This is a genomic window from Flavobacterium crassostreae, from assembly GCF_001831475.1.
GTDB lineage: Bacteria > Bacteroidota > Bacteroidia > Flavobacteriales > Flavobacteriaceae > Flavobacterium > Flavobacterium crassostreae.
The window spans coordinates 1111301-1134796 of record NZ_CP017688.1 but is presented as its reverse complement, the minus strand read 5'-3'; the positions used below and the strand labels follow the sequence as shown (position 1 = coordinate 1134796).

Below are 23496 nucleotides of genomic sequence, written 5' to 3'. Positions count from 1 at the left end.
CCCAAAACTATGCCCCAAGCCAAGATGCCACTAACTTCAGGTCCAAAGCCGAAGCGTCAGAGAGATCCAAAAAGCATTTTTGTTGCCATATCTGGGTTCGTAACGCCTGTTTATTGGTAGCAAGCTGCCAAGGCGGATACACCCTAAACCCTCTTTTGCCCACACTATTTGCAGTAGAAATAATTTTATTATCCAACAACACCGACCTCGGAAAAACAAAAACCCCAAACAAACTTCCCACCTTGGTTGCAATCATATAAAAATCAAAAACATCCGAAGCATCCAAAGGAGCCGTACTATTGTTTGCATTGCGTTTCCAAATCGCCACAAACAAACCCGATTTAGTAGGAGTAACTTTGGCAACTCTAAATTTTACACTTTTATCCCGTACCATAAAATCGCAAGCCGCATAGTCGGAACTCTCTAGCCCCACCACAAGGTCTGTAAGCGGCAAGCCACAGCCCTGCAATACTACATCCGCAATCCATTTTAGCTCTAGGCAAGGTACATTCATTTTTTTAGATGATCTGGCAACAACTCTACTTCGGCATTTGGATTAAACAAATACAACCGCCCAGAACCAATCTCCAAACATTCGTATCGTTTGACCCGCAAAGCCCCTTTTTTAAAAATTTTTCCGTTCGCAATCCTAAAAACACTATGCACCGGAATTTCAAAAACAAAATTTTTATCATTCTGTGTATCAAACTGTTTTAAAGCCAAAGACAACCTAGCATCCGTATCGCTGCTAGCGGTAGGGTTTCTAAAATGTTTGGCCAACAAAGGCAACAACTGGTTCGGAAAAATTTCGGGACGTATATAAGGAACCATCAAATGCTGAAAAGAATATTTCCATTCCTGTCCGTGTGGTTTAATAGCCCTACCAAATTTTTCAAAAGCCACCAAATGAGCAATTTCATGTAGTAGTGTAATGAGAAACTTGTATTTATTAAGGCTCGAATTTACCGTAATTTCATGCTTCCCGCTACGCCCTTTTCTATAATCGCCATGTCTGGTAGTACGCTCATTCACTATTTTTAAATGTACTTGGTGCGCTACAATCAAATCAAAAACGGGCTTTACGGCATGTTCTGGGATATATTTTGCCAGGGTTTCCATCATAATTAAAAACTGCTTTACGGATTGGTAGAAGAAACTTGCAATACTTTTCCGTTAAAATATTTGTTTCCGGTCAGCGTAAAATTATAAATATAATCTGCCATTTCTGAAGCCTGAATTGGTGCTTGGTAGCCCGGAAATGCTTCTTCTAACATCTCTGTTTGTACGGCTCCTAATGCCAATACATTAAACGAAATACCTTTTTCTTTGTACTCCTCTGCCAATAATTCTGAGAGGGTAATCACCGCTCCTTTGCTGGAACTATAGGCTGCAAGTCCCGCAAATTTAAGACTACCTTGAATACCGCCCATAGAGCTTATGGTCACAACATGGCTCCCTTTTTGCAAATAAGGCAAACAAATTCGGGTCAAATTTGCTACCGCAAAAACATTGATTTGGTACACTTTTTCAAAATCTGCTTGGGTGAGTTCTTCAAAAGGTTTTAGAATTAAACTCCCTGCATTATGGATCAAAGCATCTACGTGTTTCCAAGTAGAGGAGATAAAATGGGTGACTTTATCCAATTGTTTTTCATCCGACAAATCTATAGCCAAACAGCTAACATTGGGATGTTCTATAAGTATTTTGGGTGTTTTTCTAGAAATTGCCAATACCTGATGGCCTGCATTGGCAAATTGCAAGGCTAAGGCATATCCTATGCCACTGCTTGTTCCGGTTAGTATAATGTTTTTCATGCTACAAAAATAAACAAAACCAGCAAAACATGGCGCATGACTGCTATTCTAAAAACAAGAAAGCCGGTAGTTTGAAAGCGCACTACCCATGTACAGTCTCTTGCTTGCCATAATTGGTAATAATAGAGGTTTCGTAGGCAATCCACTCTTGCCAACGTTTGTCCACATCTACATTGTCTGCGTATTTTTTGGCAAAACCCAAAAAAGTTGTATAATGTCCTGCTTCGCTAACCATTAAATCTCTATAGAATTTTGCTAATTCTGGATCTTGTATGTTTTCCGAAAGGACTTTGAATCGTTCACAACTTCGTGCTTCAATCATTGCCGAAAAAAGCAACCGCTCACACAGGGCATCTTTGCGGCTACCGTCTTTTTTCATGAATTTAAAAAGCTCGTTTACATAATTATCTTTGCGCTCTCTGCCCAAGGTGAGTCCTTTGCTTTTAATTAAATCATGTACCATTTGCAGGTGTTCAAGTTCTTCTCTAGCAATCACTAACATCTCTGTGACCAATTCTTCGAGTTCGGAATTGTAGGTAACAATACTAATGGCGTTTGAGGCGGCTTTTTGTTCGCACCAAGCGTGATCTGTTAGTATTTCTTCAATATTTGTTTCTACAATAGTTACCCATTTGGGATCTGTGGCTAATTTTAATCCTAGCATGCTGTTTTTTTTTAGAGTCTTACAAAATTAGTGTTTTGTTTCTTATTTTTCTTTCTAATTGCTGGTTTTGCCATTTAAATAGTATTATTTTGTGGCTCATTAACCTAATAAATACCCATTGAAAACACTTTTAGTTATAGGGTCTGTTTGGCCAGAGCCTAATTCTTCTGCTGCTGGCGGCAGGATGCTGCAACTTCTTTCTATTTTTAAACAAGAGGGCTATACGATTGTTTTTGCAAGTGCGGCTATGGATAGTGCATATATGGTAAATTTGGCCGACTATGGCATCGAAAAAAAGAACATTGTTCTGAATTGTTCTAGCTTTGACGCTTTTGCAAAAGCGCTTCAACCGGGAGTAGTGCTATTTGATCGTTTTATGACCGAGGAGCAATTTGGATGGCGTGTTGCCGCTAGTTGCCCGGATGCTTTACGGGTTTTGGACACCGAAGACTTGCACTCTTTGCGCCAGGCCAGACAAAAAGCATTTAAAGAAAAACGGGTTTTCACAACCACCGATTTATTGGTTGAGGAGGTTGCTAAACGCGAAATTGCTAGCATTTTGCGCTGTGATCTGTCTTTGTTGGTTTCGGAGTACGAAATGGAATTGCTAACCACGCTTTTTAAAATAGAGCCTGCGTTGTTGCATTACTTGCCCTTGTTGGTAAATCCTGAGGCTCTTTTAGAGACGGAACAGCTCCCGAATTACCAAACTCGAAGGGATTTTATTTTTGTAGGTAATTTTCTGCATGAGCCCAACTTTAATGCGGTTTTGTATCTCAAAGAAACCCTTTGGCCGCTTATACAAAAACAACTACCTCAGGCGGTTTTGCAGGTGTATGGGGCTTATCCTTCGCAAAAGGTGTTGCAATTGCACAACCAAAAAGAAGGCTTTTGGGTTATGGGGCGTGCCGCAAATGCTATGGAGGTGGTTTCTAAGGCGCGGGTGGTTTTGGCGCCACTGCGTTTTGGGGCGGGTATTAAAGGCAAATTACTAGAGGCTATGTATTGTGGCAGCCCGAGTGTTACTACAACTATTGGCGCAGAGGCCATGCACGGAGATTTGCCTTGGAATGGAATGGTGACAGATAATCCTGCGCTTTTTGCTGCCGAGGCGGTGCGCTTGTATCAGGATCCCGTAATTTGGTACCAAATGCAACAAAATGGTTTTGCGATGGTTCGAAAACGGTATTTGAAACCTTTGTTTGAAACGGATTTTAAAGATAAAATAGTGCTTTTGCAAACCCATTTAAAAACCCATAGGGTGCATAATTTTATGGGAGAAATGCTACAGCACCATACCTTAAGGAGTACTAAATATCTGTCTAAGTGGATTGAAGAAAAGAATGCTAAATAAGCTCTCCTGCATACGCCTTAGAGATTGCGCAACGGCGTGGGTCTCGGTTTGGAGGGATTGTCTGGAGTATTGTTTTTGTAAACACTAGATGGTCTAACGGTGGCATGAAGGATGGAAGCGGCATCCTTTTATGTAATGCAATGGAATAAAAGATATAGCGGACAGCCTGACCACGCTGTAACGATAGTGGAAGCGAGGGCATGCGCTAATAAAAAATATTTTTTGGGCTCCATTTGGCACTTGTTTTGGTTTGTTTATTTAAAAAGCCCCCAAAGAGTATCTAACTTTTTGGGGGCAGTATTTGGATGGTGGTTTGTACGGTGTTCTAAAGGCTAAACCGAAGCCCTAGCACAATGTTTCTGCCAATGTTTGCAATGCCATCTGTTTTTAGTCTAGAGAGGTGTGCAATGTATTTTTTGTCTAAGAGGTTGTTGGCGTTTAGGTTGGCATTTACGGTGGTTTTGCCTAATTTAATGGTTCCGCCAAGGCCTAGATTTACTAAGGTATAGGCGTTGGATCTGGTTTCAAAACCACTTACGTTATTTTGATTTAGGGTGCTGCTGGTGGTTAAAGCAGCAAAACCATTCTCTAGCCATTTTTTGATTTTGAACTCTCCTCTTAGGGTATTGTTCCAGTTATTGGCTGGTATTAATGGCAGGTAATCTCCGTTTTGTTTTTTGCCGGTTACGGTTTCAAAGCTCGTCTGGTAATGCAGCCAATCCAAAGGGTGTGGGTGCACATGTAGGCCTATTTCGGCTCCATATAATTTTGCGTTGTTTTGTATGTACTTAAATACGTCATTATCCTCGAGTACGGTTCCTGTTGGTGTGGTGTAGATGTAATTGTTGATGTGGTTGTAGAATCCGTTGGCAAAAAACTCGAAGTGATTGGTTTTGTATTCTAAATTTACATCTGTTTGTAGGTTTTGTTCTGTTTTTAGAGCAGCATTCCCGATTTCATAGCGGTTGGTGCCTTCGTGCACTCCATTGGAGGTAAGTTCTGCCAGATTGGGTGCTCTAAAACCTGAGGCTATATTCCAACGCAAGACAAGATCTTTGGCAATATTGGTTTTGTAGCCCAAAGCGGCATTAAAACTAGTAAAGGAATTGGCGGTTTCTTGAAAATAGCCTTCTTCGCCACTTGTTCCGTGTGTCGTACTGTTGATTTTTCGGTTGTCAAAACGCAATCCTGCTTGGAGTGCATTTTGGTTGTTCCACTCGTAAATAGCGGTTCCAAAAACACCAAAATCATTGGTGGTTGCATCCGGAATTAAATATTCTTCGCCCAAATTGGTGTTGGTTTGGTGCATGCCTTGAATTCCAAAAATGGATTCTAGTTTTCCTGCTTTTGGCAAATGGTACTTGGCAACATAATTGTAGGTTTTTAATTTCATGTGCAAAGCTGCAACGGAACTATCTTCGAACTCGGATCTATCATTTGCTACATATCCTAGGTCTACATCTAGTTTTGTGTTTTTAAAATAAAGGACAGAGTTTAAACTCCAGAGTTGGTTAGAAACGCCTTGTCTTGGAAATTGGGTGTTTTTGCTAGTGGTTTGTGCCGCTATGCCATCTTCAGGGATTCCTAAATCCAGATTGTTATAGTTGTAACGAAGTACGGAGGATAGGCGGCTGTTGCTGTATCCTATTGCGGTTTTAAAATCGGTTTCGTTATATCTTGTGTTGGTTACCCGATTTCCTGTTGCAATACGGTAATCCGAATGGGTATTGTAGGTTCCGCGTGCCAAAAATTTCCAGTTTTCTGTGGTTCCTTTTAATCCAAGGGAACTATTGCTGCCTTGGGTATTGGAGAATATTTTTTGGCTAAAATCTGCCTTTATGGTCTTGGCATCTGCAAATCGTTCTGGATTGAAATACAAAACTCCTCCCAATGCATCGGATCCATACAGTAAGGATGCGGGGCCTTTGATGACCTCTACGCTTTCTACTCCTGCATCGTTGAGCCCTAAACCATGCTCGTCTCCAAATTGCTGGTTCTCCATTCGGACTCCCTGCGAATAAACCAAAACTCGGTTTCCGCTCAAGCCTCGAATAACGGGTTTGCCAATGGAGGTTCCTGTGGAGACTTGCGAAACTCCTGCTATAGTTGCCAATCCTTCCATTAAGGTTGCAGTTCCTTTTTGCTGCAATTCTTGAATGGTTTGGTGGGTTACTTTCATGACATTTTGGGATTGCATTTTGTTAAATGCAGTTGAAACAATTACTTCATCCATTTCGAAAATGGTTTCTTGTAAGGTTATAGCAACAGCTGTCTCTGGCTCTAATAATGCTATATTTTGGTATTGTGTTGCATAACCCACATGTGCATAGCTCCACTGGATTGCCTTAGTAGGCAAATTGGTTATACGATACTTTCCGTTGGCATCTGTTTTGGTGCCTTTGTGCAGCTCCGAGGAATAAATCGAAACGCCTTGCAAGGGTTGGTTTAACGCATTGGTAACGGTTCCGGATAGAGTATGCTGTGCCTGTAATAGAGCCGAAAACCCTAGAATAAAAAAGAGAATATATTTTTTCATTTGAAATAATGGTATTGACAAGGTCCCTCTAGATAGAAGAAGCCCTGAATAAATGGTTGGAAACTATTTTAAATTGTTAGAATAATAAAACAAGGAGTCCTTTAAATATACCATGAGTCATGCCCAAAAGCAGCTCTTCTATTTTGGATATAGATTGCTTTTGTGGTTTTGTATAAAAAAAGGGGATGTTTTATTTATTTAAAGTAGGTTGCCAACAGGGGGACCTCGATAAGAATAGAGACTTCCTGAAAAAGAAACTACCTTTGGAGAGTTAAAAAGAAAATAAGGAATTAACTTGTAATTGGTATGCAATACATACGAAAAAACACTCGGCGAAACATAATTACCTAAAGTAAAATGACACACCGTACACTGCTCAAAAGCATGGTGTTGGTGGGTTATTTCTGTGGTATTGTTACTGGGTTTATGATGGCATTCTGTTTGGGAGAACTGCGCAACAAAATGGGCATAGGTATGCAACGATTGAAACAGTATGGAAAACAATACTGTCATCGCTAAAGAAAGACTTAATACGAGTGATTTCTTTTTCATGCTGGACAAAGGTAACAAATCATACAAAAAAAAAGCCATCCAAGAGCAAAAAACTACGGTTTATTGCTCTTGGATGGCTCTATAGTACGTATCCTGAAGGTTTACACCAAGTTGGCGGCAACAAGGTATTCTGCAATTTGCACCGTATTAGTGGCTGCTCCTTTGCGTAAATTATCTGCAACTATCCACATGTTTAGAGTGTTTGCTTGGCTTTCGTCCCGACGTATTCTGCCTACAAAAACAGCATCTTTGCCTTGTGCATATATAGGCATTGGGTAGGTATAGGTATCGTTGTTGTCTTGTACGACTACTCCGTCGGTGTGGTGTAGTATGTTTTGAATGTCTGCAACCTCAAAATCAGTAGAAAACTCTACATTTACGGCTTCGCTGTGGCCTCCTACAATAGGCACACGTACTGCTGTTGCGGTCACAGCAATGGTTCTGTCATCCAGAATTTTTTGGGTTTCTCGGACTAATTTCATTTCTTCTTTGGTGTAGCCATTTTCTTCAAAAGAATCGCATTGTGGGATGGCGTTTCTGTGTATCGGATATTTATAAGCCATGTCTCCTTGAATTCCTGCGTACTCATTTTCTAATTGTTCTACTGCCTTTACTCCTGTTCCGGTAATGGATTGGTACGTAGAAACAATAACCCGCTTGATATGGTATTTTTTATGCAATGGTGCCAAAACCAATACCATTTGAATGGTAGAGCAATTAGGGTTGGCTATAATTTTATCTTCTTTGGTTAATACCGTTGCATTGATCTCAGGCACCACTAACTTTTTGGTAGGATCCATTCTCCATGCAGAAGAATTATCTATCACGGTAGTACCTGCTGCTGCAAATTTGGGAGCCCACTCTAAAGAGGTTTCTCCACCAGCCGAAAATAGGGCTATATCCGCCTTCATGTCTACGGCAGTCTGCATCCCTACTACTTTATATTTGGTTCCTTTATACTCTATTTCTTTACCTACTGATTTTTCGGAAGCTACAGGGATTAACTCCGTTACCGGAAAATTTCTTTCGGCCAACACTTTCAACATTACTTCGCCCACCATTCCAGTAGCGCCTACAACTGCTATTCTCATAGTATATTTTATTTTTGAATATTAAATTTGAAATACAAAAGTAAGTAATATTGAATCCAAAACAAGCGGCTTCACAAAAAATAACAAAATGTTACAAATAAAACAAATCCGTAAAAAAACCAGACCCTATCGTCTGGTTTTGTGTTCGTTAGGGCATTTATTGTTTTTTTAATAAATCTCTAATTTGCATTAACAACTCTTCTTGCGTTGGTCCTGCTGGTGCTGGTGCAGCAACTTCTTCTTTCTTTTTTGCTTTTTCGGCTGCTCTTAATATCACAAAAATAAAGAAAGCTATAATTACAAAATTAATTATGGCTTGCACTAAATTACCGTAGGTCATTACGGCAGCTCCAGCGGCTTTTGCAGCGTCTAAATTTTCGTAATTCTGTCCGTTTAAAGCAATAAATTTAGTGGTAAAATCTACACCTCCGGTTAACAAACCTACTAACGGCATGATAATATCATCCACGGCGGATCCAATAACTTTACTAAAAGCACCACCAATTACTACTGCTGTTGCTAAACTTAAAACATCGCCTTTCATTAAAGAGGCTTTAAAATCACTGAAAAATCCCATAGTTTTTTATTTTTAAATTGCTATTAAATATTTTAAAACTCTAAATTAAGTTTTTTTTAACAAAGCCAATAACTTTATCGATATTAATCCTTTATTACCGATAAAAAACACGTTTTACGCGCTGGGAAATACTTGTCAGAATTTCATAGGGTATGGTTTTTAATTTCTTGGCTAGGTAAGAAACGGTTGGCTTTTCGCCAAAAATAACCACCGCATCTCCCTCTCTACAGTCTATTGCAGTTACGTCTACCATTAACATATCCATGCAAATGCTACCAATGATGGTTGCTTTTTTGTTTTTTATAATCACAAAGCCTACGCCGTTACCCCAACCTCTGGAGATTCCGTCTGCATAACCTATAGGTATAGTGGCTACATTGGTAGTGCTTTGGGCCATAAATTTGCGACCATATCCCACGCTCTGCCCAGGAGCTATGGTTCGGATTTGCGAAATCACCGATTTTAAGGTACCTACATTTTCTAGATATTTTTGTTCTAATGGATCGTTGGAAACTCCATAAAGACCAATTCCTAAACGTACCATATTGTATTGCGCATCGGGATAATTGCTTATGCCTGATGTATTTAAAATATGCCGTATTGGGTGGTTTTCTAGCTCTAGAATGATTCTGGAAGACAGCGTTTCAAAAAGATTTATTTGAGATATAGTAAAATCCCGATGCACTAAATCATCACTTGTGGCTAAATGAGATAAAATACTCTGCACCTTGACATGAGGATTTCCTTTTAGGGTTGCAATTAACTCTGGAATGGCTTCTTTTTCAAAGCCCAAACGATGCATTCCGGTGTCTAATTTGATGTGTATCGGAAAATGTTGTAGGTTTTTTTGTTTTGCTATTTTTAAAAAAGCATGCAAGCCTTTTAAACAATAAATCTCTGGCTCTAATTGGTGGTGTATAATTGCCGAAAAACTGCTGTTCTCTGGATTTAAGACCATAATTGGTAGCTCAATACCGCCGTTTTTTAACGCAATTCCTTCGTCGGCGAAAGCCACTCCTAAATAGTCTACTTTGTGGTGTTGCAATAAATTAGCAATCTCAAGACCGCCATTGCCATATCCAAAAGCCTTGACCATTACCATGATTTTTACCTTGGGCTGGAGCTTGGATTTAAAAAAATTGAGGTTGTGACTTATGGCATTTAAATTTATTTCTAAAACTGTTTCGTGTGTTTTTTCTTCTAACAAAGACACAATTTGTTCAAACTCAAAGGAACGGGCACCTTTAACCAAGATAGTTTCGTTGGCAAATTCGAGGGTTTCAAAATTATCGATAAAAGCTGCGGTATCTGCAAAGGTGATGCAGTTTTGAAATCTATCTTTGAACTCCGATATGGTGTGGCCAATACCTATAACTCTGTGGATGTTATTGGAAAGGATTAATTGCGCTACTTTAGCATACAAAACCTCGTTAGACAAGCCACTTTGAAAAATATCCGATAGAATTACGGTTTTGTTTTCTAGCTTTTTTTGACTTTCTAAAAAATCTAAAGCTATTTTTAAGGACTGAAAATCCGAACTATAACTATCGTCAATTAGGGTGCAATTGTTTATACCATCTTTAAGTTTTAGACGCATTTCTACTGGAAAAAGCAAGGCCAATCTAGAGCTAATTAAAGTGCTATCGTAATTAAAATGCAGCAAAACCATTAAACAAGAGATCGCATTTTCTATAGAAGCGTTGTCTTGAAAGGGTATTTTGAAAGCAGCGTTGTTTTGCTTGTATCGATATTCAATAAGGGTACCTTGTGCATCGGTTTGTTTTTTGAAGATAAAAACCGAAGCTTTTGGATCTTCAAAACTCCAAGAGAATACTTGGATTGCAGGGTCTAAACATTGGTCTACTACTTTGTTTTTTTGGTATATCAAAACCGACACATGCTCAAAAAGCAGTAGTTTTTGTTTTATTTTTTGCTCTAAATTAACAAAACCTTCGTCATGCGAAGTGCCAATATTAGTCAAAACGCCTATGGTGGGCTGGATTACTTTTTGTAATTGTGCCATCTCCTGGACGGTAGATATTCCTGCCTCAAAGATTCCTAGATTATGTTTTTCATTGATAGCGACCACCGAGAGCGGGACGCCAACTTGTGAGTTATAACTTTTAGGACTTCGGATAACGTTGAAATCCGGACTTAACAAAAAATTAAGCCATTCTTTTACAATTGTCTTGCCATTGCTGCCCGTGATCCCTAGTACCGGAAAATGAAATGTACTGCGGTAGTAGGCAGCAAAATCCTGGAGTGCCGTTAGGGTATTTTGAACTACCAAAAAATTTGCTTTGCCAGCGCATCCTTCGGGTATATACTGAACTACAAAGTTTTTAACTCCAGAATGGACCAAATCTTTAATATACGTGTGTGCATCATTATTAGGCCCTACTAATGCAAAAAATAGGGTGTGCGAACTATTTTGAAGAGAACGACTATCAATTGAAACAGTTTCGACCACGGCATCCAAAGACTCTCCGGACCAGGTTGCTTGCACCACCAGAACAATATTTTTTAGGGCTATACTCATTGTTTGAAAACGTAATTATTTGCTTACAGGGAACTAAAACCTACAGCTGTTGTTAAATTCTTTCAAAAATACGACTTCTTTTTTGGAAACTAAAACTCCCTTTGTTCTATTCTAAAAAATCAAAAATAAGCTATGGTGGGGCATCTGGGTGCTTTTGGTATTGTACGTTCTATTGTAGTATCTTTGTTAGGATAACCAACATACTTTGTTTTGAAAAAAATACTTCCTCTTGTTTCGTATGTATTCCATCCTGTTTTTATAGCATTGTATGCGACACTTTTTTATCTTTTTTCTAATAATTCTTATTTTATAAATCCTGAGAAAGTTTTTGTTTTGCTACAAATTGTACTGCTTAGCGTATTGGTTCCTATACTTTTTTTCTTTGTGTTGCGGTATTCAGGCAAAATTAGCTCTTATATGGTTCCTTCTGTCAAAGAACGCCAAATACCCTTGTTGCTACATAGTTTTATAATTATATTATTACTGCGTAGATCCATAACTCTGGAGCGGTATCCAGAATTGCACTTTTTTTTTCTGGGCGCTTTGCTTAGCACCCTTATAGCACTATTGCTATTGTTTTGCAGAACAAAAGCCAGCTTGCACATGATCGGAATTAGCGGATTTAGCTGTTTTGTACTGGGACTAAGTCTACAGGATTCTGGTTCGTATTCTTTGATAATGGCTCTACTGGTACTCCTAAATGGTGCGGTTGCCTCTTCTCGATTAGTTATGCATGCCCATACGCCAAAAGAGCTTGTTTTAGGCGTCTTGATAGGCGTGGTTCCTCAAGTGCTTTTGTGGTATTTATGGCTATAATATGTAAAAAATAAGCCCAACATTAAGCGCTTTGAGCTGGATGTTTTTATCTTCTATTTTTGCAGATGCAAACAGAGGGTTCAAACCATAATAAGCATATAAATTAATGGTATTATATCCCGCAGCTACATAAACACCATACAGTAATTTATTAAAATCTTTATTGCCTTTAATAATGGATTTGCCAGAATCTCCATCAAACACGGTTCTGTCATAAAGCAGATAACTGCCTTTAACTCCGCCATAAACTCGCCAAAACTTATGGCTCTGATAGGTAGAATTGCGCCATCTAAACTCAATAGGAAGGTCTATAAATAGTTGCGAGATTTTATTGGTCTGGTACTGCTCCTCTAAAATGGCGTATAGTGCTTTTTGACTACTGCCTTGGATACTCAAATTTTGTATATAGTTATTATAGGTAAGGCCTAATCCGGATGCAAAAGCAATAGTGCGTTCTTTATTTATGGGCATATCTCTTAAAACACCAACCGAAAAACCAGTTGAAAACTTATTTTGCGCCATTCTTGAGGGCTTATTTTGCAAGGTATTGTAAGTAAAACTAAAAAAAAACTGGTCTTCTCGGTACAGAGAGTCTATTTTGGTAGTTGTTTCTTCTTTTAGTACTGTAGTATCTTGTTGCGAATAAACCGAAAAACCAGACAAGAGGAGTATATGGATAAAAAAAAGATGCAGCCTTTTGTTTTTATGCAATGTTTTCATGAGTGCTTGTGTATTTTTTTGTGTAGCCAATCTAGATCACAAAGATAGCTTTTTTAGCAGTGATTTATAAACGCTGTGTTTATAAACGCTTTCTAAAAAAAAATGGATCAAGTCTAAAAGTTGTGGGGAAATATAAAAATAGAGATATTTGTATTTCCAAATCAGATACAAATGCAAGATTCTTTTGTCGACCTTCTCAAGTTGTTACTTCCTGAAATCATAGTTGAATACTTTGAACTGACTTCCTATAAAAAAGAGGAAGAGATACTTCATCTTTACTTAAAGGAGATTAATTCAATTCCTAAAGAACATCGTCAATATAAATTAAGCTCCAAGGGATTCTTTGATGAGATAACTGTTCAAGATTTTCCTATTCGTGGACATCAAGTTTATCTATATATCACCCGCAGAAGATGGCTTAACGAAGATAGTGGACAAGTTGTATTTAGGGATTGGAATTTAGTAGCTGACGGAACTCGGGTAACACAGGAGTTCGCGTCTTTTTTAAAAGAAATCAATAGATTCCAAGCCTAATGATTGCAATGCTATCGCCTCTTTCTATGGCGTTAGCGGTAAAAATCTACAACATCAATACAAAGATTTCTTAAGTGATTTCAAAATATGGGATCAAAAACTACACGCAAAACAATGGCTTATATTTCCAGAAAACATAGGCAAACGCTTATCAATTGACGAAACCTCCTTGTCCAATGGCGAACTCTATACTATTTTGACCAACAAAGCTGGAAAGGGAAAGAAAGGAACTATAGTCGCTATGATTGCAGGAACCAAAGCAGAAACAGTAATTGCTATTATCGAAAAAATACCGCTTAAACTACGAAATTCTGTTACCGAAATAACTCTTGACATAGCCGCAAACATGGGATTGATTGCTAAAAAATGTTTCCCTAATGCCACTCGTGTCACAGATAGATTCCATGTGCAAAAATTAGCGTTAGAGGCTTTACAAGAAATCAGGATCAAATACCGCTGGCAAGCCATTGACCAGGAAAATCAGGCAATAGAAAAAGCGAAGAAAAACAAGAAAAGGTTTGAGCCTGAAGTATTGACTAATGGAGATACTATTAAGCAGTTACTTGCTAGAAGTAGGTATTTCTTATACAAGAATAAATCAAAATGGACGGCGAATCAATTACAACGAGCATTATTGTTGTTTGAATTATATCCCGACATAAAAGAAGCTTACAATCTATCTCAAGAATTACGGAACATTTTTGAAAACACAACCGATAAAATCATTGGTTTTGCCAGACTAGCTAAATGGCATGAAAAAGTAAATCAATCTGGTTTTAAGTCTTTCAATACAATCTCAAGATCGATAATGAATCATTATCAAAGCATATTAAACTATTTTGATAACAGAAGTACTAATGCATCAGCAGAATCCTTTAACGCCAAAATAAAAGCTTTTAGATCTCAGTTTAGAGGTGTTCGAAATGTAGAATTCTTTCTTTTTAGGCTAACTACTATTTATGGGATCAAGTCTAAAAGTTGTGGGGAAATATAAAAATAGAGATATTTGTATTTCCAAATCAGATACAAATGCAAGATTCTTTTGTCGACCTTCTCAAGTTGTTACTTCCTGAAATCATAGTTGAATACTTTGAACTGACTTCCTATAAAAAAGAGGAAGAGATACTTCATCTTTACTTAAAGGAGATTAATTCAATTCCTAAAGAACATCGACAATCTAAATTAAGTTCAAAAGGGTTCTTTGATGAAATAACAGTTCAGGATTTCCCTATCCGTGGGCATCAGGTATATCTTCATATCACTCGAAGAAGATGGCTGAATGAAGATACTGGAAAAGTAGTTTTTAGAGATTGGAATTTAGTAGCAGACGGAACTCGTGTAACCCAGGAGTTTGCGTCTTTTTTAAAAGAGATCCATAGATTCCAGCCCAAATGATTGTAATGCTATCGCCTCTTTCTATGGCGTTAGCGGTAAAAATCTACAACATCAATACAAAGATTTTCTAAGTGATTTCAAAATATGGGATCAAAAACTACACGCAAAACAATGGCTTATATTTCCAGAAAACATAGGCAAACGCTTATCAATTGACGAAACCTCCTTGTCCAATGGCGAACTCTATACTATTTTGACCAACAAAGCTGGAAAGGGAAAGAAAGGAACTATAGTGGCTATGATTGCAGGAACCAAAGCTGAAACGGTAATCGCTATCATTGAAAGAATCCCTCTTAAACAACGAAATCTAGTCACCGAGATAACCCTAGATATGGCAGGAAATATGGGGCTCATTGCCAAGAAATCCTTTCCTAATGCAACTCGCGTAATCGACCGGTTCCACGTTCAAAAATTGGCTACAGAAGCTTTACAGGAAATAAGAATTAAATACCGTTGGCAAGCTATAGACCAAGAAAATCAGGCAATAGAAAAAGCGAAGAAAAACAAGAAAAGATTTGAGCCTGAAGTATTGACTAATGGAGATACTATTAAGCAGTTACTTGCTAGAAGTAGGTATTTCTTATACAAGAATAAATCAAAATGGACGGCGAATCAATTACAACGAGCATTATTGTTGTTTGAATTATATCCCGACATAAAAGAAGCTTACAATCTATCTCAAGAATTACGGAACATTTTTGAAAACACAACCGATAAAATCATTGGTTTTGCCAGACTAGCTAAATGGCATGAAAAAGTAAATCAATCTGGATTTAAGTCTTTCAATACAATCTCAAGATCGATAATGAATCATTATCAAAGCATATTAAACTATTTTGATAACAGAAGTACTAATGCATCAGCAGAATCGTTCAATGCAAAAATAAAAGCATTTAGATCTCAATTTAGAGGGGTTCGAAATGTAGAATTCTTTCTTTTTAGGCTAACTACTATTTATGCCTAATTTTTGCTGCTCCACAGGTTTTGGGATTGATCCTATTTATGCCTAATTTTTGCTGCTCCACAGGTTTTGGGACTGATCCTCCCTGATCCCACAATAAGCGCCACTAACTTTAGTAGATCGAAGGCCTGAAAACCATTTAATTCTAAAAAACAAAAAACCCCGTAAAAAATATTTTACGGGGTTTAAAAAGAGTTGGTCTACAAGGACTCGAACCTTGAACGACTGCACCAAAAACAGTTGTGTTACCATTACACCATAGACCACTTTAAATTGCTGTTGCTTTGTTATTGCTTAGCGAGTGCAAATTTAGACTAAATTTCAGTTTGTGCAAACTTTTTCGGCACTTTTTTTAAAAAAAAGTAAAAAAAAATTTCAGCCAAAATCCATTTGTTTCAAAACGTATTAACAACCAATTAGTTACAAAAAACAGCTGCTTTCACAGAATTTTTTGTTAATGGTCTTCGCTTTAAATAAAAAAACATTTTCTTTGTATCTGAAAATAAAACTAAATTTTTATACATGAACAAGGCGACATTCAATTTCAATAAATGGAACACTATTCTAGGCTGGATTACATTTGGAATCGCATTAATTACCTACACACTTACCGTTGAACCTACTATGAGTTTCTGGGATTGTGGAGAATATATTGCTACAGCAGCTAAACTACAAGTAGGCCATCCTCCTGGAGCGCCTTTATTTCAAATGATTGGCGCTTTTTTTGCTATGTTTGCCTCAGATGCACAACATATTGCTTTGATGGTAAACATGACTTCGGTGTTTTCGAGCGCTTTTACCATTTTGTTTTTGTTTTGGTCATCGTCAATGATTTTACAAAAATTAGTTCTTCGGATTTCTGCACCCAATAAAAATAACCAGATAGTGGTTCTAGGAAGCTCTTTTGTGGGAGCCTTAGCTTTTACTTATTCGGATAGTTTTTGGTTCAATGCCGTTGAGGCCGAGGTTTACGCAATGGCTTCTTTGTTAATTGCCTTGTTGTTGTGGTTGGGTTTAAGATGGGAGCAAGAGATGAATACTGCCAGAGGAGACCGATGGTTGTTACTTATTTCCCTTGTGGTAGGACTCTCTTTTGGAGTGCATTTTATGGCATTACTGACAATACCTTCTATTGGTTTTTTATATTTTTTTAAAAACTACAAAACCGTTACAGTCAAAAATTTTCTTATTGCAAATGTAGTCGTGATCTCTATATTGCTATTCATTTTTAAATTACTGCTGCCGCTAACGATGGCCTTTTTTGGTAAGACCGAAATATTTATGGTCAATACTTTTGGGATGCCTTTTAATTCTGGAACCATATTGGTCGGCTTGGTTATCATTGCGTTCTTTTATTTTGGATTAAAATACACCCGCAACAAAGCAATGGTGCAGTACAATACTTTATTGTTGTGCATTTTATTTATTTTGATTGGATTTTCGACCTGGATGATGCTCCCAATTAGAGCAAATGCAAATACGGTTATCAACGAAAACAAACCTTCGGATGCTGCAGAGGTTTTGGCCTATTACAACAGAGAGCAATATGGAGTCAACCCTCTTTTTTATGGCCCTCAATATACCGAAAAATTTGCAGGACTAGACAAAGACACCCCATATTTAGACAAAGCGCCCAACTATGAGCGAGATTACAAAACCGGAAAATACGTTATTGTAAATAATTTTAAAAATGCAGAACAAAATAGTGACAACGATCAAAAAACTATTTTGCCTAGAATGTGGAGCTCGGATCATATTGAAAATTATATGAATTTTACTAAAGCACCCGAATTTAGAATTAACCCAAACTACAATTACGAAGACGATCTAGCACAATATGGCATTGATGTAAATGCACTATCTGAAGAGGATTATAACAAAGCTACTGCGCAGTTAAAAAATGAAATTCAGAAAACGGTACAGCAATTTCGACAGGCTTACGCCCAAAAACAAATTGACAATCAAGATTATCTGAAGTTTTTGACTAGCTATAATGAATATCTAATTATAGACAAGCCTTCCACTATAGACAATCTTAGTTTTATGGTCGAATACCAATTTGGCTACATGTATTGGAGGTATTTGATGTGGAATTTTGTTGGTAGACAAAATGACCTACAAGGAAGATACGATAACCAAGACGGAAATTGGATCAGCGGAATTGCATTTATAGACAGCCTTCACCTTGGATCTCAAGACAATCTTCCTACGGATGTACTAACCAATAAAGGACGCAATACGTATTATTTCTTGCCGTTTATCCTTGGACTGATCGGGATTATGTTTCACGCAAGTAAAGACCGCAAAAGCTTTTACGTACTACTTTCCTTATTTTTATTTACGGGTATTGCCCTAAAAATATACTTAAACGAACGTCCTTTTGAACCTAGAGAGCGAGATTATGCCTTGGTGGGATCGTTTTATGTGTTTGCAATCTGGATTGGCTTTGGAGTCTATTCTCTTTATGAAACCATCAAGGAGTATTTAGCCCCCAAAATCGCCGCTCCTACGGTTATTGCCGCTAGTTTACTTGCCGCTCCCGTACTGATGGGCTATCAAAACTGGGATGACCATGATCGTTCCGGAAAATATACCGCCACGGCTATGGCAAAAGCATACCTAGAATCTTGTGATCCTAATGCAATATTATTTACCATTGGAGATAACGACACCTTCCCACTATGGTATGCACAAGAAATTGAAGGCGTTAGAACCGATGTAAAACTAGTAAATACCAGCCTATTTATGACCGATTGGTACATCGATCAAATGAAAACCAAAACCTACGAATCCGAAGCCTTACCTATTTCGTTTACTCATGACCAATATGTAGGAGATAAACTAGACTACGTAGTAAGCATTCCTAAAACCGAAAACAGATGGGAAATAAAAGATTTTTTGTCTTTTATAAAAAACCCAAAATCTACGGTGACTATGCAAAACGGGCAAACCATTCATTTTTATCCTACAAATAAAATTAGAATTCCGGTGGATAAAAACACCATTATTCAAAACAAAGTTGTTGCATCCAAATACAACGACTCCATTGTGCCATACATTGACGTAGATATTAGCGGAAGAGCATTGTACAAAAATCGCTTAATGATGCTCGATATTGTTGCCAATAACAACTGGAAAAGACCTATTTATTTTAGTCCAGGCGCCTTTGATGACGAAGACTATCTCTGGATGAAAAACTACCTGCAATTAGAAGGCCTCGTTTACAAATTAGTACCGGTTAAAACCACGGTACCCAAAGACGCTAGCCCTCTTGATTTAGGCCAAGTTGATACCGATAAAATGATTCAAATTGTTAACAAATGGGAATGGGGAAACAGCGACAGCAACCATATATACCATGACCCAGAAACCCGTAGAGAATCTATAAACTATAGAACCAATCTGGCACGACTAATGAACCAATTAATCCTAGAGGGCAAAACCCAAAAAGCTGCCGAAATCATTGATTTGGCTATGACCAAAATGCCTCTAGAAAAATTTAATTATTACTCGCTACTAGAACCCTTTGCAGATGGTTATTATAAAGTGAACCAAAAACAAAAAGCGCAAAAACTATTGCAAACATTGGTGCACAAATACCAAGAAAACCTCAATTATTACAGAACCTTAGCAGCTGCAGACCAAACCAGTCTTGCCATAGACATCATTACAGATATAGAACGCTACAGAAGCTTAGTGCAAGTAATGCAAAACAATAAGGATCTTGGGTTTTACAACCAGCATAAAAAAACATTTAACACTTATATTGAAATATTTCAACGCTTTGGCAGAGAAAAAGAATAATTTAAAACCCTAATTTGTTCCCCTAAAAAATGTAGCATAGCCTTCTGGATATTGCTACATTTTTTTTTAATTTTAGATTTTCCTTAAACCAAAAAACAGATGGACTTTTACTGGGTTAAAACCACCGCCATTATTCGAAAATTGTTCACCAATTATATTTGGTTTTTACCAAATAATCGCAAAAAAGTATATCTTACATTTGATGACGGCCCCATTCCTGAAGTTACAGAGTGGGTTTTGAGTGAATTAAAAAAACACCATGCCAAGGCTAGTTTTTTTTGTCTGGGCAAAAACATTGCAGCCTACCCAACTATCTTTAAAAAAATAATCCACAGCGGACACACCGTTGCCAACCACACCTACAACCACCCAAATGGCTGGAAAAGCAGCACCAATGATTACCTACAAAACGTTATGGATTGCCAAAAAACCATCCAACAACAGCATGCTAATTGTATCTCCAATGGGCTACAATTGTTTCGTCCGCCTTACGGCAAAATAAAACCAAGCCAAACCAAAGAATTAAAAAAAAGGGGGTACAAAATTATTATGTGGGATGTACTCAGCGGCGATTTTGACACCAAAATATCAAAAGAAAAATGCCTTGAAAATGCCATTCAAAATATAGAATCCGGAAGTATTATTGTTTTTCATGACAGCCTAAAGGCCTACAAAAACCTCCAATACACCCTGCCTAGGGTTTTGGAATACCTAGATAAAAACCAATTTAGCTGCGCAAAAATAGATCTAGACAGCTTTTAGAATACCTATTTATAGCTTGGTCTGCACAATTCCAATAAGCGTATTGGCATCTAATTCTCCAGATTGTCTCCAGATCATTTGTCCTTCTTTATAAATCATTAAAGTAGGCAATCCGTTTATACGCAAAGCAAGTGCTAGTTCTTTATTTTTATCCACATCAATTTTGATCACCTTAGCTCTATCTCCTAGAGCAGCAGCTACATCTCTGATCACAGGATTCATTGCTATGGAAGATTCATTCCAGTCTGTATAAAAATCAATTAATACCGGAATGTGTACGTTTATAAGTTCTCCGAATTTTGACATAAAACTAAAAATTTAATATTTAAATCTACTTAATAAAAGAGATGCTACTTTACAAATGTAGCATTTTTAACGAATTATACTACTTTAGGCCCTTTTTTTAGCTCTAGCACCGTAATTTCGGGCATAATTCCTACTCTCCCGGGATAGGCATGAAATCCAAAGCCTCTGTTTACGTATACATAACGACCTAGATTTTCGTACAAACCAGCCCATTGTGCATAAACATATTGGGCTAAACTCCATTTGAAATAACCGGGTATTTCAATTCCAAATTGCATTCCGTGAGTGTGCCCAGATAAGGTTAGTTGAAAGTTTTTTGGATGCATTTTTAGCTCATAATCCCAATGGCTTGGATCATGACTCATAACTATTTTAAAATCTTCTGGCGTAAGGTTTTGTGAGGCTTTGTTTATATCTCCTGCTTTTTTGAAATTATGTCCCCAATTTTCTACTCCTATTATAGCCAATCTATCTTTGCCTTTTTGTATATACGTATGTTCGTTGAGCAATAACGTAAAATCAATTTGTTGGTAAAGGCTTTTTATTTTATCAAAATTAGCTTGTTTGTCTTGCTCGGTTGGCCAGGTAACGTATTCGCCATAATCATGATTGCCCAGTACCGCAAACTTTCCGTAGGCTGGTTTTTTTATTCTGTTAAAAGCATCTATCCAAGGATCCATTTCTTCGGCATGGGTATTGACAATATCTCCCGTAAAAAGAACCACATCCGTATCTTGTGCATTAATCAAATCTATTGCATAATTTATTTTGTCTGGATTATCAAAACTACCACTGTGCACGTCGGATATTTGGGTTATTTTGAACCCATCAAAAGCATCTGGCAAATCCGGAAAAAAAATTTGCTGTTTGATCACTTTATAATTGTACTTCCCAATGGTTATGCCGTATAGTAAAGACCCAAACGGAATTGCTGCTAAACCCAAGCCAATCCTGCTAACAAACTTTCGGCGCGAAGCCAAAAAAGCAACAGGCTCTTTAGTGTCCGAAAAATAGTGTAGAGCACCGCTGGCTATTCTAAACAAATCTTCTCCAAACAGAACTAAAGTCAGAATCATTTTAGGAACATAAATTAATAACAACAATGCCATGGTTTGCATGGTTTGTTTGGTTTGCCCTACCGAACGATCAAATTGAGTAAACGAATAAATCAGAAAAAGCAGTGCAAGAGCACTCCCAATTTGGTAAGCAGTTAGCACTCCTCTACCTTTAACTACCGTTCTTAAGGCCTGAAAAGCATACCACTCCACAAACAACAAAAAAACACTTAGCACTACAACACGAAAACCCATTATGATTATTTTTTGGGGACAAAATAACAAATTAACACTGCATTGTGTATGGCCACGAGCTAATATTTAACAAAACTATCACAATATACTTTTATAACCCAAAAAAAGAGATTGCCTAATTTGGGCAAAATAGACAATCTCTAACACTCCTAAAACAAACTAATTACTAATTGACCACAATATTTAAGTTGGGAGTTACTATATAATCTGACGTAGAATTGCTTGTATAGCGTTGTACATAAACCTCTATGTAATCACTATTTGCCAATTCCGCAGAAGCGATCAAAGGCAGCACCACAATATCACTTGCGATCAAGCCTCTGCCGTATATTTTGTATTGCGATATAGGCGTTCCGTTTTTGGCTATATAAATAATATAGGTTCCTGGATTACTAACCTGAAACGAAACCGAACCCGTAATTTGAAAAAATCTCTTTTTTAAGCCCAAATACTTCAATCGGTTATCTTGAGCGTCTCTTGAAAACCGAAACAAACTATTCGATACCGAAACTCCTACTAATTTTAGGGTATTACTAGGGTTGGAGGTATTAAAAGTAGTGCCTGCGCCAGAACCTACTGCATAATCAAAATTCATATCTCCGGTGGCTACTCCATCTTCCTCTCGGGGTATGCCTGCGCAATTAACACTCCATTTATTGTTAAAATTATAGCCCGAAAAACTACCTACTGTGTATCCATTAACATATTTACCAGAGGTTAGCGTACCCGTAAAAACTACTTCTCCCATAACTGCATCGCCTGTAATGGTTGGGTTTGAAGAAACATCTACTCCTATTTTGGCACCAATAACCTCACTAAATCCACCCGTTTTTTGAACCAATCCAAAGGTTCCCTGAAACGTTTCATAGGTTCCAGAATTATTGCCAAACCAACCCATATTTGAGATTAACAACTTGCTAATATCTTTATAGACAATTCCGGCACTATTAGCCGCTAACTGCACAATGCTTATAAAAACCAACCCAAAACCCTCCAGTTTGCCTACACTTGCAGAACCTGCAACTACCGTATCTCTAAAAATAAAACTTTGACTGGCAGAGGCCACTATGTTAAAAACACTACCCGCAGTTGCCGTTAGGGTCAAAACCTTGACCACTCCGCCGGTTGTGCCTACAAAAAGGTCGCCGGTTGCTTTGATTAATTTATCTTCGGTAGAATTTAATCCTACCATATATGCATTATTCAGCTCTATCGGAAAATCCACATTAATAGTGCCGTTTACCTCATATAACGTTTGCGAATCCAAAAGGTATTTAGACCCACCTCCTGCTGTTTTTTCGGCTGCCAAAACCGTTGCCAGAACATCAGTAGATTTAATTCGTTTAAATTTTAACCTTCCATAACTAGTCACTGCGTTCATGTTTACCCAAGAGGTAATAGCACTATCGTAATAATAAAACGTTTTTAGAGTAGTATCGTAGACCATCAAACCATTTGCCGGACTTGCAATTGCCGTCCTTTGTGTGGTGGTCATTCTAGGGGTTAGCAATCCTTGGGTGGTTGAAGACAGCTCGAGTACTGCACTTGGATCTGGTGTTACCGTACCGATACCCACTTGGGCAAAGGCTACGTTTAAAAAAAATAAAAGTAAAAAAGTAATTTTTTTCATAATCGTTAGTATTAATAATTAAAAAAAAACAGTATAGAGTAAAGCACTTACTCAAATATATGTTAATTTTTGATTAAAAGCATATTTAACCGACAAAATGCTTGTTATTTTAACAATTGTTAATTTACATC

The 23496-nt window shown here is 37.6% G+C and carries 21 protein-coding genes and 1 tRNA gene; 8 read left to right on the top strand and 14 right to left on the bottom strand.

What is annotated here, in order from left to right; all coding sequences use genetic code 11:
- Nucleotides 1-7: 7 nt before the first annotated feature.
- From LB076_RS05020 to LB076_RS05005, 4 genes are all read right to left on the bottom strand, one after another.
- Nucleotides 8-514: a MepB family protein gene (locus tag LB076_RS05020; protein ID WP_066334197.1), complete on the bottom strand. Its 507-nt coding sequence runs from the start codon at nucleotides 512-514 to the stop codon at nucleotides 8-10.
- Nucleotides 511-1122, bottom strand: a complete 612-nt coding sequence (locus tag LB076_RS05015) for a SprT-like domain-containing protein (RefSeq protein ID WP_066334200.1) — start codon at nucleotides 1120-1122, stop codon at nucleotides 511-513. The genes LB076_RS05020 and LB076_RS05015 overlap by 4 nt, the downstream gene beginning before the upstream one ends.
- Before the next feature lie 14 nt (nucleotides 1123-1136).
- Nucleotides 1137-1814, bottom strand: a complete 678-nt coding sequence (locus LB076_RS05010; RefSeq protein WP_066334203.1) for an SDR family NAD(P)-dependent oxidoreductase — start codon at nucleotides 1812-1814, stop codon at nucleotides 1137-1139.
- A gap of 82 nt (nucleotides 1815-1896) precedes the next feature.
- A complete protein-coding gene (locus LB076_RS05005) occupies nucleotides 1897-2478 on the bottom strand; it encodes a MiaE family protein (protein ID WP_066334205.1) in 582 nt (193 codons plus the stop codon).
- A 118-nt stretch (nucleotides 2479-2596) separates the two neighbouring features.
- Between LB076_RS05005 and LB076_RS05000 the strand changes: the two genes are divergently transcribed.
- Nucleotides 2597-3832 carry a glycosyltransferase family 4 protein gene (locus LB076_RS05000; protein ID WP_066334208.1) on the top strand — a complete coding sequence of 412 codons (1236 nt, stop codon included), beginning with the start codon at nucleotides 2597-2599 and terminating at the stop codon, nucleotides 3830-3832.
- Between the two features lie 325 nt (nucleotides 3833-4157).
- Here LB076_RS05000 and LB076_RS04990 read toward each other — a convergent pair whose 3' ends face one another.
- The 5 genes from LB076_RS04990 to LB076_RS04970 form a co-directional block, all read right to left on the bottom strand.
- Nucleotides 4158-6368: a TonB-dependent receptor gene (locus LB076_RS04990; protein WP_066334214.1), complete on the bottom strand. Its 2211-nt coding sequence runs from the start codon at nucleotides 6366-6368 to the stop codon at nucleotides 4158-4160.
- A 198-nt stretch (nucleotides 6369-6566) separates the two neighbouring features.
- Entirely contained in the window at nucleotides 6567-6920 is a 354-nt protein-coding gene (locus tag LB076_RS04985; protein WP_066334216.1) for a hypothetical protein, read from the bottom strand.
- Nucleotides 6921-7021: 101 nt separating this feature from the next.
- Nucleotides 7022-8011 (bottom strand): aspartate-semialdehyde dehydrogenase, encoded by a 990-nt coding sequence (locus LB076_RS04980; protein ID WP_066334218.1) that lies wholly within the window; start codon nucleotides 8009-8011, stop codon nucleotides 7022-7024.
- 157 nt (nucleotides 8012-8168) lie between these two features.
- Nucleotides 8169-8588: a large conductance mechanosensitive channel protein MscL gene (gene mscL, locus LB076_RS04975; RefSeq protein ID WP_066334220.1), complete on the bottom strand. Its 420-nt coding sequence runs from the start codon at nucleotides 8586-8588 to the stop codon at nucleotides 8169-8171.
- 94 nt (nucleotides 8589-8682) lie between these two features.
- Nucleotides 8683-11127, bottom strand: a complete 2445-nt coding sequence (locus LB076_RS04970; RefSeq protein ID WP_066334221.1) for a bifunctional UDP-N-acetylmuramoyl-tripeptide:D-alanyl-D-alanine ligase/alanine racemase — start codon at nucleotides 11125-11127, stop codon at nucleotides 8683-8685.
- Between the two features lie 210 nt (nucleotides 11128-11337).
- Here LB076_RS04970 and LB076_RS04965 point away from each other — a divergent pair, with 210 nt between their 5' ends.
- Nucleotides 11338-11943, top strand: coding sequence for a hypothetical protein (locus LB076_RS04965; protein ID WP_066334224.1), 606 nt, complete (start codon nucleotides 11338-11340; stop codon nucleotides 11941-11943).
- On the opposite strand, the gene LB076_RS04960 is transcribed toward LB076_RS04965, so the two are convergent.
- Nucleotides 11938-12663, bottom strand: coding sequence for a porin family protein (locus LB076_RS04960; protein WP_066334257.1), 726 nt, complete (start codon nucleotides 12661-12663; stop codon nucleotides 11938-11940). The two genes, LB076_RS04965 and LB076_RS04960, sit on opposite strands and share 6 nt — an antisense overlap.
- Before the next feature lie 171 nt (nucleotides 12664-12834).
- On the opposite strand from LB076_RS04960, the gene LB076_RS04955 reads away from it, so the two are divergent.
- The 4 genes from LB076_RS04955 to LB076_RS04940 are packed head-to-tail and all read left to right on the top strand — an operon-like array spanning nucleotide 12835 to nucleotide 15556.
- Nucleotides 12835-13197: an ISAon1 family transposase N-terminal region protein gene (locus tag LB076_RS04955; RefSeq protein WP_070786674.1), complete on the top strand. Its 363-nt coding sequence runs from the start codon at nucleotides 12835-12837 to the stop codon at nucleotides 13195-13197.
- Nucleotides 13181-14191 (top strand): ISAon1 family transposase, encoded by a 1011-nt coding sequence (locus LB076_RS04950; RefSeq protein WP_070786673.1) that lies wholly within the window; start codon nucleotides 13181-13183, stop codon nucleotides 14189-14191. Before LB076_RS04955 ends, LB076_RS04950 begins: the two co-directional genes overlap by 17 nt.
- Nucleotides 14192-14226: 35 nt before the next feature.
- Nucleotides 14227-14592: an ISAon1 family transposase N-terminal region protein gene (locus LB076_RS04945; RefSeq protein ID WP_066334588.1), complete on the top strand. Its 366-nt coding sequence runs from the start codon at nucleotides 14227-14229 to the stop codon at nucleotides 14590-14592.
- Entirely contained in the window at nucleotides 14573-15556 is a 984-nt protein-coding gene (locus tag LB076_RS04940; RefSeq protein WP_070786672.1) for an ISAon1 family transposase, read from the top strand. Before LB076_RS04945 ends, LB076_RS04940 begins: the two co-directional genes overlap by 20 nt.
- A 192-nt stretch (nucleotides 15557-15748) precedes the next feature.
- Here LB076_RS04940 and LB076_RS04935 read toward each other — a convergent pair.
- Nucleotides 15749-15819 (bottom strand) — tRNA-Gln (locus LB076_RS04935).
- A 256-nt stretch (nucleotides 15820-16075) separates the two neighbouring features.
- Here LB076_RS04935 and LB076_RS04930 point away from each other — a divergent pair.
- Together LB076_RS04930 and LB076_RS04925 are read left to right on the top strand one after the other, a co-directional pair.
- On the top strand, nucleotides 16076-19357 hold the full coding sequence (locus LB076_RS04930) for a glycosyltransferase family 117 protein (protein ID WP_066333642.1): 3282 nt from the start codon (nucleotides 16076-16078) through the stop codon (nucleotides 19355-19357).
- Between the two features lie 99 nt (nucleotides 19358-19456).
- Complete coding sequence (locus LB076_RS04925; RefSeq protein ID WP_066333641.1) at nucleotides 19457-20119, top strand: polysaccharide deacetylase family protein; 663 nt, start codon at nucleotides 19457-19459, stop codon at nucleotides 20117-20119.
- Between the two features lie 9 nt (nucleotides 20120-20128).
- Here LB076_RS04925 and LB076_RS04920 read toward each other — a convergent pair whose 3' ends face one another.
- From LB076_RS04920 to LB076_RS04910, 3 genes are all read right to left on the bottom strand, one after another.
- Nucleotides 20129-20425, bottom strand: a complete 297-nt coding sequence (locus LB076_RS04920) for a thioredoxin family protein (protein ID WP_066333639.1) — start codon at nucleotides 20423-20425, stop codon at nucleotides 20129-20131.
- A gap of 74 nt (nucleotides 20426-20499) precedes the next feature.
- A complete protein-coding gene (locus LB076_RS04915; protein ID WP_066333638.1) occupies nucleotides 20500-21735 on the bottom strand; it encodes a metallophosphoesterase in 1236 nt (411 codons plus the stop codon).
- Nucleotides 21736-21901: 166 nt separating this feature from the next.
- On the bottom strand, nucleotides 21902-23365 hold the full coding sequence (locus tag LB076_RS04910; protein ID WP_066333635.1) for a hypothetical protein: 1464 nt from the start codon (nucleotides 23363-23365) through the stop codon (nucleotides 21902-21904).
- Nucleotides 23366-23496: the final 131 nt, after the last annotated feature.

Bases quoted from the DNA above. Each gene is read 5' to 3' on its own strand.
- mscL (WP_066334220.1), bottom strand. From the start codon at position 8,588: ATGGGATTTTTCAGTGATTTTAAAGCCTCTTTAATGAAAGGCGATGTT.
- LB076_RS04985 (WP_066334216.1), bottom strand. From the start codon at position 6,920: ATGAAAAAGAAATCACTCGTATTAAGTCTTTCTTTAGCGATGACAGTA.
- LB076_RS05015 (WP_066334200.1), bottom strand. From the start codon at position 1,122: ATGATGGAAACCCTGGCAAAATATATCCCAGAACATGCCGTAAAGCCC.
- LB076_RS04920 (WP_066333639.1), bottom strand. From the start codon at position 20,425: ATGTCAAAATTCGGAGAACTTATAAACGTACACATTCCGGTATTAATT.
- LB076_RS04945 (WP_066334588.1), top strand. From the start codon at position 14,227: ATGCAAGATTCTTTTGTCGACCTTCTCAAGTTGTTACTTCCTGAAATC.
- LB076_RS04930 (WP_066333642.1), top strand. From the start codon at position 16,076: ATGAACAAGGCGACATTCAATTTCAATAAATGGAACACTATTCTAGGC.
- LB076_RS04910 (WP_066333635.1), bottom strand. From the start codon at position 23,365: ATGAAAAAAATTACTTTTTTACTTTTATTTTTTTTAAACGTAGCCTTT.
- LB076_RS05020 (WP_066334197.1), bottom strand. From the start codon at position 514: ATGAATGTACCTTGCCTAGAGCTAAAATGGATTGCGGATGTAGTATTG.
- LB076_RS04990 (WP_066334214.1), bottom strand. From the start codon at position 6,368: ATGAAAAAATATATTCTCTTTTTTATTCTAGGGTTTTCGGCTCTATTA.
- LB076_RS05010 (WP_066334203.1), bottom strand. From the start codon at position 1,814: ATGAAAAACATTATACTAACCGGAACAAGCAGTGGCATAGGATATGCC.
- LB076_RS05005 (WP_066334205.1), bottom strand. From the start codon at position 2,478: ATGCTAGGATTAAAATTAGCCACAGATCCCAAATGGGTAACTATTGTA.
- LB076_RS04955 (WP_070786674.1), top strand. From the start codon at position 12,835: ATGCAAGATTCTTTTGTCGACCTTCTCAAGTTGTTACTTCCTGAAATC.
- LB076_RS04970 (WP_066334221.1), bottom strand. From the start codon at position 11,127: ATGAGTATAGCCCTAAAAAATATTGTTCTGGTGGTGCAAGCAACCTGG.
- LB076_RS04960 (WP_066334257.1), bottom strand. From the start codon at position 12,663: ATGAAAACATTGCATAAAAACAAAAGGCTGCATCTTTTTTTTATCCAT.
- LB076_RS04980 (WP_066334218.1), bottom strand. From the start codon at position 8,011: ATGAGAATAGCAGTTGTAGGCGCTACTGGAATGGTGGGCGAAGTAATG.
- LB076_RS04915 (WP_066333638.1), bottom strand. From the start codon at position 21,735: ATGGGTTTTCGTGTTGTAGTGCTAAGTGTTTTTTTGTTGTTTGTGGAG.
- LB076_RS04925 (WP_066333641.1), top strand. From the start codon at position 19,457: ATGGACTTTTACTGGGTTAAAACCACCGCCATTATTCGAAAATTGTTC.